The organism is Rhodobacter sp. P2_H5, assembly GCF_056403335.1.
Genome location: NZ_JBFUFS010000071.1, coordinates 1 through 1,052, shown reverse-complemented (window position 1 = coordinate 1,052; position 1,052 = coordinate 1). Strand labels below are relative to the sequence as shown.

Here is a 1,052-nt window from a genome sequence, read left to right as displayed (position 1 = left end):
GGTCAGGCCAAGGCTGGCAAGGTTCAATCCGGCCAAGACCGCCACCGTCTTGGGTCGATCCGCGCAACTTGCCAGCAGCAACGCCACCGCCAGGGCCAGATGCACCAGCCAAATCTGCCCAAAACGCGTCGAGGTCAGCACAGCCATCAAGACATCCGGATTGACCGCATCTTGCGGGCCATCTCCGGCCAAAGCAGCCTCGGCAGCCAGCCATCCCAGTGCGGCAAACACATTGAGCAGCGCGCCAATGCGCGCCAGCCAAACCGCTGCCGGCTTCGAGGTGCGCAGCAGCCCGGGTGAGAAGGACCCCGCCCGCAAGCTGCCAGCCCCCCACAGCAGCATCGCCGCCGCGAACTGCAAGAACCGGCACAGGATCAACGCGGTCTGCACGGGGTTTACTTGACCGTAAAGGTGTAGCGGCCATGCGACTTGTGGCCATCATCCGCCAAAGCATGCCAGTCCACCGCATAAGTACCGGCGGTCAGAGGTGCGGCGGCGGGGATGGTCAGGGTCAGACCGTCAGCGCTCAACCCGGCCTCGCCGATCGCCCGAACTTCGCCGTCAGCACCGGTGAGCGTGATCCCGGACAATTTGAGCGTCACCTTCTCGCTGAAGGTCAGGGTCAAGGCCGAGGGAGCCGCGGCGGTTGCGCCACCGGCGGGCGTAGCACTGACAAGGCCAGCATGGGCAAAGGCGGCACCGGCCTGCAGGGAAAGCACGAGGACGAGGGCGAGAACAGGTTTCATTGGGTTACTCCTGACCGGACAAGGCCGGCATGTCTGGGAAAGGGTCCGCAGGGCGGACCAAAGCGCGCACCGGGGCAGCAAGGCCGGCAGGCCAGGATGCAAAAGACCGCAGCGGAACGGGGGTTCCGGCGGAGTGGAGAACGGCACGCATCATGGGGTCCCGGCCTCCGGGGACAATCGGAACGAGGACATCGGCAGGGCCACATCGGCCAGAGTCACCTGATCGAAGGTCGCCAGAAGGGCCGCGATGGCTTTGCGGCCCAGCGAGGGCAGGCGGCAGGGGCCGACGATCGGGCAGGCCTTGCC

2 protein-coding genes are annotated in these 1,052 nt (G+C 66.3%); both read right to left on the bottom strand.

The features are described from left to right. A partial coding sequence (locus AC1DVR_RS23510; protein ID WP_478003046.1) for a hypothetical protein occupies nucleotides 1-390 on the bottom strand: 390 nt, incomplete at its 3' end. Nucleotides 391-395: 5 nt separating this feature from the next. Next, nucleotides 396-746, bottom strand: coding sequence for a copper homeostasis periplasmic binding protein CopC (gene copC, locus AC1DVR_RS23505; RefSeq protein ID WP_478003045.1), 351 nt, complete (start codon nucleotides 744-746; stop codon nucleotides 396-398). Between the last annotated feature and the right edge of the window lie 306 nt (nucleotides 747-1,052).